Annotated in this window: 4 protein-coding genes; all 4 read right to left on the bottom strand. The window is 45.9% G+C overall.

The window, feature by feature from the left end; translation table 11 throughout:
- Window positions 1–210: ATP-binding protein (locus tag L0156_07440; GenBank protein ID MCI0602832.1), on the bottom strand; the 210-nt coding region annotated here is incomplete at its 3' end.
- Window positions 211–1,057: 847 nt separating this feature from the next.
- Entirely contained in the window at window positions 1,058–2,023 is a 966-nt protein-coding gene (locus L0156_07435; GenBank protein MCI0602831.1) for a hypothetical protein, read from the bottom strand.
- An 18-nt stretch (window positions 2,024–2,041) separates the two neighbouring features.
- Window positions 2,042–3,982: a hypothetical protein gene (locus tag L0156_07430; protein ID MCI0602830.1), complete on the bottom strand. Its 1,941-nt coding sequence runs from the start codon at window positions 3,980–3,982 to the stop codon at window positions 2,042–2,044.
- Window positions 3,983–4,822: 840 nt separating this feature from the next.
- A partial coding sequence (locus tag L0156_07425; GenBank protein ID MCI0602829.1) for a hypothetical protein occupies window positions 4,823–5,002 on the bottom strand: 180 nt, incomplete at its 5' end.

Below are 5,002 nucleotides of genomic sequence, written 5' to 3'. Positions count from 1 at the left end.
GCGGGAACGGATCAGCATAGAAGGCTCAGATTCAAAATTTTCAGAGAGTAATTCCTGAGATTTAACAGGTGGCACATCGATTTGAATATCGAATCGATCCAATAATGGACCGGAAATCCTGCCTAAATATCGTTTCAACTGTTGTGGCGAACATTTGCAAGGATGATCCATCGAACCGTAGAATCCGCAGCCGCAAGGATTCATTGCCATTTTGCAAGTCGGAGCAAAGGAGCGAGAAACCAAAACCCAAGGATTACCCATTCGAATCCATAACACTCGGAGATCATATCCGGAAGCGCCGCATGGATCTTAACCTCTTTCAGCACGAGGTCGCAGAGCAATTGGGGGTAGATAAATGCACAATCCACAACTGGGAGCGGAATTTCAACAAGCCGGATGCTCGACTGGTTCCTAGGATCATCGAGTTCCTAGGGTACAGTCCCTTCCCACGGTCAGTCTTAAGGGAAGAGCGATGGGATACAATAAGAGGCCTGGTAAAACGCCGGGCTTTCTTTTGGAAGTCTTAACGCGACTGTATTCGTTCGAGTGCGTTTAAAATAATCTCGGCGATTGTCTGCTCTGTAGCATTTCATGAAGATCTTATGGTGCCCGTCTTTTACGGATATATCCGCGTCGAAAATGCTTCTACGTGGTTTTGCAATGACTTACGGTTATTAGAGAAGTGGCCCGCGGCAGACCACCCTGTGAAACCAAGTCGATGACGGGGTGTTTTGAATGAATCTGCTCGATGGGTTAAGACTAAATCGAGTTTAAAAAATGAACAATTGTTGCATTCGAACGAATCGATGCAGAAAGTCGCAATGATGTGTTTCTTAAAAGCCACTTTCCGCATTCAAGTGGCCGGAATGCAATCATAGCAGTTCCCTCAGAAGGGGGGATCATCGCTTGCTGTAGCCTCAGATTTCAATTCCACACGTTGAGGAGAGCATCAAATATACAAATTAACGGTACAGTTTACTGCGGTCGCTCTTTTGAGGGTCGCTTAGCGCAAGCTTTTGGAATCCATCTCCCGATTTAGGATGACCGTAATTGAACATCATTTGTCGGAGCGAAGATGTTCCTTGTTTTTTCTTTCTGAAACATTTCTCTTCTGTTGTCTGATGAAATCTTTGACTGCATCCGGTACCTTTAAGGAGGGAATATCGAGTTCACCCTTATGAGTGGGATGTTCGGGACGACTGACGACCTGTAAAGCCCAGCGCCCTCTTGCAGTCTCAGCAAGCGGATGATAAGGTTGCAATTCCAGAAGTTCTTCTAAATTTCCAATTGGATCTCCGCCTATATACGCTGGTTCTGCATAAATTCCAGCTGCGAAGGTGTAATAACTATGGGGGAATTTTGCTTTCAGGTTTGTGTAAGAAAAAGCGAACTTGGATTCTATTGATGATTTGCTGGCTACTTCAAGAGCGTGCGGGATCTTTGTTTCACGATACGCTTCCCCCGATATGATGTAGTTCAAGGCGTTTTTGTCTTCGGCGACCACTGGAGATTCAACAAGAACTTTTACAATATTAGAGGTAGCCATTCCCTGCCAGCATGAATATTGTCGCCGAGTCCCTAGTGCAGAAATTGTTGGCATCCTCAATTGCTGCGCGTCGCTTTCCGCGACGCTACATCTACCTGAGCTTGTTAATGTTATACGCACTTCATATACCCCATTTTTTGAAAGCAACGGTCCAAGGTTATAGGAGACATAATATTTTTCTCCTGGATGGAGGAGAACAACATCATCGAACATGCGAAAAGGTTCTGGACTTCTTGAGAGATGTTCATTTGCTGGGCTGATATCCACCTGCCAACCATTCTTTTTGTTCCAAGCAGTCGGAACTACAATGTCCTCGGTTCCTTCGTTCGTAATAGCTCCTATAATGTAAAGTGGTGAATAGACAAGGGCTCGACCTGGAATATCTCCTATATGTACTGATACTTGAGCTTCACCAGAAAGGCTCAAAAATGCAATTAAAACGAACGATGTGATTGTTGTGTAGATTATCCTCGTCATTTCAATATCTCCATGTCTTCACTCTGGACAGGTAAGTGGGTCCCTGTTATTAAGATCTTGCGAGTTTCTAACGCACATCAGATCGGAATCGGTCGATAGAACGTGCAGCTTGTGGACTCCGAGAGTGGGTTCGGAAGCATAATCCATTAGACACCAGGGATCGCCTGGTAACCCCTCCCAAGCGTGATACTGAAATTCGTGGTCGATAAAATACCAACTGTGAGCCATTTCATGAGCCGCAAGATCATCAATCGCGTTTTGGAAATTTCCGCTGAAATAATAATCAGCGATTTCCTGGCGAAATACAACAGCGATGGGGAAACCCGCATACGCATAGTTAATCCCGAACCATCCCTGATCTGCATTTGAAGCTATTGAAGCAAGGGCCATATGGTTTCGAGGATCCGCTGCGGGAGCGGTCCAATACCATTGAATTCGATTTTGAAGGAAGGCCACTCCGCCAGGTTCAGGTACAATAGGCCATGATGGCAAATAGTTGCCACTCCCAAATTTCAGTTCTACAAACGCATCGTCATATGCACGACTATATCTTGTGTCCGCTGGTAATACGTCATAGGTGCCGGAAATGACTTTCGCAACAAAGCTGTGCGGATGTTTCGCACAATACGCGGAAAACGTGCCGTTCGCCGGATCACATGAAGTGCTAACCGTTGATTGGTACGAGTTTGAAAGTGCGGGAGGATTGAGGATCAGCTTCTTGTTCTTCATGTCCACGCTTTTAATAGAACGTTCTTCTCCTGCCGGAACAAAGGCGGAAGAAATGAGTACAATCTCTCCTTTCTTAAAAGTACTGATGTTTGCAACAAAAAGTTCACTACTTCCTGCAGCTGAGGGTTGGATGAGAAATTCACCCGTCTTCCACATTTTTAAATGATCGACGTAAACACGATTCCAAGCAGTAAGTAAAGAGCTCTTCACGATCTGACTGAAATCGCTGTAATAGCTGGCTTCAATAATGTAGTTGTCTCCAGCGGCAGCGATCTTGTTTGATCCACTGGCTGAATTGCCAGCAGATCCGGGAACTTCCAAGAACACTTTTACCTCTCCGTTTGAGTCGGAGGTTGCTGTCCATGCCGGAGGATTGGAATCAGGAACCTGTGTGAGCCCGGAGCCGCTGAGTAGCGCGGGGATTGGGGCACGACCGACGCTCGGGTCTCCCTTGTCGCCCCCCTTATTGTCATCGCTCGCTGGATTCGTCACATAGGGAGATGCATCCTGTGGATCCTGAACACGCATGTAGACGGTTTGATTTGGCAGGGGGGCACTGCCTGCAGAATCTTTCGTTGTTTTGAATCGTACTTCGATTTGACCATCTCTGCTTTGATAACTTGAAGTGTATGGCTGTGGGCCATAGTTGTGAAGCAATACTCTTGTTTCTGCGATGGCAGTTGGTCCGACGAACTGCAACATCCGGCAAGAGGAACTAAATAAGCGAGTAGGAGAAACTCCACCGTAGTAGGAAGCTACGAGCGAATGTATGCCGAAGGAAACTGGAACGGTCGTGTTGAAGGTCTTATCGAATGCAACAGGAATGGGAAAGGTATTTCCCTCCAGATTTATTGTTATCTGATCCTGCCACCTGTTATTTACTTCTCCGGAAATTCGAACGCTACAGCCGGAGATGTTTTCTCCTTCGCCGGGAGTTGCTATTGTGATTTTGACTGCGGGGACGAAGACAACATGAGATCCGGCAAATGTTCCGTTAGAAGAATACATTTGCGCGCCAATTCTCCAGTTGTATACTCCATTGTCGGGTATGTCAAAAGAAATCGCAGGTGGAGTAAACCGGTTCATCATCTCAAACAAAGGACTGTCATAGATGTATACAGGGGTGCCAGGCGGCTCTTCAGGTCGATAAAAATACCTAAAGTAATAAAGATGGCCTGCGGAATCGCAAGGTGGCCAGTTGTCTATTACGAGTTGCATCGTCATGGCCATTGGAGGTGTTATTAACCCATTCGAAAGTCCGATGTGAGCGTCCGAATTAAGGTCAGGAATAAAGCACTCACCTGATGCCACTCCTTGGGCAGCAAGAACAAATAGTAAGGAAAAAACATACGCCGCTTAGGCTTGTCCTAATTATAGAATCTCGCCGCCGTTTACGTTCTCTAGACATGCACTTCCCCAAAGCTTAGAAGATGAATGAAGCGGTTATTTTTATCGTGCGTAAGTAAATCAAGATTTGATAAGGGTGTCAGTATACACAAAAACATGAATTCAACAAAATGGAAATCTGCGTTATCCGCGTTACCTTAAGATTTCCAATGCGAAAATTTAACCAATTAGCTTCCAAATGAAAGCTACAGTGAAAAAAGAAATACGTAATACTTCTACAGTCACATTCACTAAGAACGACTTGTTTTCGCCGCCAAGGACTCCCCAGTTCGCGACACACCTTCCCGTGAAAGAGTGGAACACAGAGTATGATCCTGGTCGCATGGTCCAGATGCTGAAGGATAGCGCCAAGGCCGTGCGTGAGGCGGTAAAAGAGCAGAGATGTCCTGGCTGCGTCCAGAAAATAAATTCGCGATATTCAACAAAAATTGGAAGAGTTCTGGGTGATGGTTTTGATTCGGACTGATCGTCTGCAATTGCGTGATTTTACGCCGGAGGATTTCAGCGGTGTCCACATCTATGCCTCAGATCCAGTTGTCACTCAATAAGCGTTGAAAACAGTTTTTTGTTTTCTTCGGCAAACAGAAATGGGGATAGAAAAAACGGAGATTACCTGCTATGCCTATAATCCACTTATCGTCCTTCTTGCACTTTGCCGTGTTTCTAAAACTGTTCGATGGAACGGTATTGGACGGCTTCAGCGAGGTGATGAGACTGGATTTCCGGCGCGGAATCCAAATCTGCGATGGTTCGAGCCACTTTGAGCACCCGATGATAAGCGCGGGCGCTCAAATGGAATTTGCGAACCGACTTTTCCATCATTTCCAAACAGGCTGAATCCAG

It is taken from the genome of bacterium, assembly GCA_022616075.1.
Lineage (GTDB): Bacteria > Acidobacteriota > HRBIN11 > JAKEFK01 > JAKEFK01 > JAKEFK01.
The sequence above is the reverse complement of the archived record's forward strand: the minus strand, read 5'-3'. Positions and strand labels throughout refer to the sequence as shown.

What these genes read in the sequence shown, in the direction of transcription:
- L0156_07435 (MCI0602831.1), bottom strand. Translation starts at nt 2,023, where the DNA reads ATGACGAGGATAATCTACACAACAATCACATCGTTCGTTTTAATTGCA.
- L0156_07430 (MCI0602830.1), bottom strand. Translation starts at nt 3,982, where the DNA reads ATGGCCATGACGATGCAACTCGTAATAGACAACTGGCCACCTTGCGAT.